The organism is Paracoccus maritimus, assembly GCF_025195095.1.
Classification (GTDB): domain Bacteria; phylum Pseudomonadota; class Alphaproteobacteria; order Rhodobacterales; family Rhodobacteraceae; genus Paracoccus; species Paracoccus maritimus.
The window spans coordinates 1-2,634 of the sequence record NZ_JANAVZ010000034.1; the positions used below are offsets into that span (position 1 = coordinate 1).

4 protein-coding genes and 1 pseudogene are annotated in these 2,634 nt (G+C 60.8%); 3 read left to right on the forward strand and 2 right to left on the reverse strand.

The features are described from left to right. Window positions 1-446: 446 nt before the first annotated feature. Both MU516_RS19240 and MU516_RS19245 read left to right on the forward strand, forming a co-directional pair. A complete protein-coding gene (locus tag MU516_RS19240; protein ID WP_260278819.1) occupies window positions 447-899 on the forward strand; it encodes an EamA family transporter in 453 nt (150 codons plus the stop codon). Continuing rightward, a complete protein-coding gene (locus MU516_RS19245) occupies window positions 896-1,342 on the forward strand; it encodes a DMT family transporter (protein WP_260278820.1) in 447 nt (148 codons plus the stop codon). The genes MU516_RS19240 and MU516_RS19245 overlap by 4 nt, the downstream gene beginning before the upstream one ends. An 11-nt stretch (window positions 1,343-1,353) precedes the next feature. Here MU516_RS19245 and MU516_RS19250 read toward each other — a convergent pair whose 3' ends face one another. Together MU516_RS19250 and MU516_RS19255 are read right to left on the reverse strand one after the other, a co-directional pair. Then, complete coding sequence (locus tag MU516_RS19250) at window positions 1,354-2,052, reverse strand: FadR/GntR family transcriptional regulator (protein ID WP_260278821.1); 699 nt, start codon at window positions 2,050-2,052, stop codon at window positions 1,354-1,356. A 109-nt stretch (window positions 2,053-2,161) separates the two neighbouring features. Next, window positions 2,162-2,341, reverse strand: a pseudogene (locus tag MU516_RS19255) (adenylyl-sulfate kinase); the annotation flags it as partial. Window positions 2,342-2,426: 85 nt separating this feature from the next. Here MU516_RS19255 and MU516_RS19260 point away from each other — a divergent pair. Continuing rightward, the coding region (locus MU516_RS19260; protein ID WP_260278822.1) for a transposase at window positions 2,427-2,634 on the forward strand (208 nt) is incomplete at its 3' end.

The following is a 2,634-nucleotide window of genomic DNA, read 5'->3' on the forward strand; positions in this document are numbered from 1 at the left end:
CGGCCTGTATCCGTGACCGAGAGAACCTCTACCTGGGACATGATGCTATGGTCTGCCATAGCTTCAGGCTCTTAGCTGAAATCCAATCCCGTGCTCAGGCGGCCCTCCCCGGAGGCATACAAGCTTAAAGTCGAAACGCGCGCCGATTTCATTCTGAACGCTCTTGCCTGACGCCACGGGCCTTGCTGAGCAATTGGACCAGAGACCTGCCTGCTCCCGGATCGGACAAAACCTTCGAAGATTCCTATATTCCCGTTGTAAGGCAGCGTGCGATGGCGTCGCGCGTCCGCTGCCCAGCCCCTATATTGTCAACCGATGTCCTGAACGCCCGGACTTGCTCCCGCACATATCGTGCGGAGCCTGAAGTTATGAGGTGTCTTATGACTCTTGCCTTGCTCGACAGGTCGCAGACCATGTGGACGGGATCTTTCGCAGGGATGTCCTGCATGGCCGCGGCGATGATCCTGCTACCACTGGGCGACACATCGTCGAAGCTTCTGACAGAGAAACTGAATCCGATTGAAGTCGCGACCGCGCGCGTTCCTGCCCAAGCGGCCTTCCTCCTGCCGGCAGCGGTGCTACTACGCAGGCGCCTCCGTGGCGCAATGCTCTCTCCGATCGTCGCGCTGTCCGGTCTGCTGGTGATGATCACCCTCATCTGCCTTATAGGCGCCTTCGCGGTCATGCCGATTGCCACCGCGATCGCCATTTTTTTCGTTGAGCCTTTGATCCTGACGTTGCTGGCAGGTCCACTCCTGGGCGAGACAGTCGGACAGCGGCGCCTCGCAGCAGTCGGCGCAGGGCCCGTCGGAGCCCTTATCGTGATCCGGCCAGGACCGGAGTTTGGATCGCCGCGCTACTGCCGCTCCTCGCGGCCGCCTCCTATGCGCTCAACATGATCGTCCTCCGTCGTGCCACGCGCACGCGCTCCGGGTTGACCATTCAGTGCGGCGCCACAATTTATGCCTGCCTCGGCATGGTAGCGCTTTCGTTCGGGCTTCACACATCGGGGCTTTCCACCCCGGACCCTGGCACTCTTACGACTTCTACCTTGGCCCTGATTTTGGGAAGCGGCCACCTCGCCGCTGCAAGCTATGTCCTGATCGCCGAAGCCTTTCGCCACGCTGAAGCCGGTCTCTTGGCACCATTCCAGTATCTCGAGATCATCGGCGCCACCGCCGCCGGCTTTCTGGTTTTCGGAGACTTTCCAGATCGGATGACCTGGCTGGGGATCGCGGTCATCCTCGCCTCGGGCCTTTACGTCGTCTACCGGGAGAGATCACATGCGCCGGCTTCCATGCTGCCGACCGCCCACAAGACCCGGAGAGTCCGGCCTCGGTGATAGTGTCATCATCAGCGTGACGGCATGGGGCTGAGAACGCCCATGTCGATGCTGACAGCCTCGAGATGATGGGCCATGGTATGATGAGCGGCTGTCCCGTCGCCGGCGGCAATCGCGTCGACGACCTGTTCGTGATGATCGCCATGCACACGTGTGAACTCTTCCACGCCAACTCGCCGATAGGTGCGATCCCATTCCCTCTGCCAGACCGCACGGCATCGGGCACTCGAAAAATGACGCAGGAGGGCAATCAAGAGCGGGTTGCGCGTGACATGCGCGATCGACTGGTGGAAGGCGTCATCGGCGCGTTCGCAGCCCGCGCGATCGCGCGCCTCACGCCCTTCGGCAACGCGCTTGCGCAGAAGGGTGATGTCATCTTTCACGCGGCGCGCCGCGGCGGCCGCCGCCACCTGCGGCTCGAGCAAACGCCGCGCGTCCATCAGGTCCGCGGGTGTCGTTGCTTCAAGTAGCAGCGTGTCCTTGACCGGGCGGCCCAGGGGTATCCGGCCACGGAAGGTCCCTTGCCCGACATGCCGCCAGATCTCGCCCTCCGCTTCAAGAGTCGCGAGCGCGGTTCGGAGCGTCTCTCGACTGCACCCAACAAGATTCTTCAGCTCGCGTTCCGGCGGTAGTCGATCTCCCGACGCGGGCGCCCGCTCCTCAAGAATCTGCCACAGTCGCGCACGCACCCGATCCTTTGTTATCCTCATCGTCTCCCCCTTCCAGGCCAGTTGTAGATCAAAGGTCTTACCGGGCAAATGCCTCGTACTGTCGGGCGTGCGTCCACTTGCCCAAGCGAGCGGCGGCCCGGTTCGTCCACTACCCGGAAATCAATTCAAGGCTCTCGAGCTTCAGGATTACCTGATGCACGCAGTTGTCGACGTCGGGAACTTCCGTCTAAATGCACAACACCGGTGCTTCCGGAATCTCGTAGGTATCTGAGATGTCAGTGGACTCCTCGATCCTACCTTCTCGACCGAACTTGTAGAGGCCTTTCCGTGTCCCCCATCAGCGCCTATGGCACAGATTTGAGGTTGTGATTTAAGGAGGATTTGGGCTTCGTCGTAGTGACGAAGGAACGAAGATGAAGCCCAAATCCTCCAATACAAAATCGCCGACCAAGCCCCCTGCAGATCGAGTGGTCAAAGACATCCGGCGTCAGACCCGTCGCCATTTCTCGGCCGAGGACAAGATCCGCATCGTGCTTGAAGGTCTGCGCGGTGATGACAGCATTGCCGAGCTATGCCGCAAAGAGGGCATAGCGCAGAGCCTGTACTACACCTGGTCGAAGG

Coding starts and splice junctions, on each gene's coding strand:
- MU516_RS19240 (WP_260278819.1), top strand. CDS start 447: ATGGCCGCGGCGATGATCCTGCTACCACTGGGCGACACATCGTCGAAG.
- MU516_RS19250 (WP_260278821.1), bottom strand. CDS start 2,052: ATGAGGATAACAAAGGATCGGGTGCGTGCGCGACTGTGGCAGATTCTT.
- MU516_RS19245 (WP_260278820.1), top strand. CDS start 896: ATGATCGTCCTCCGTCGTGCCACGCGCACGCGCTCCGGGTTGACCATT.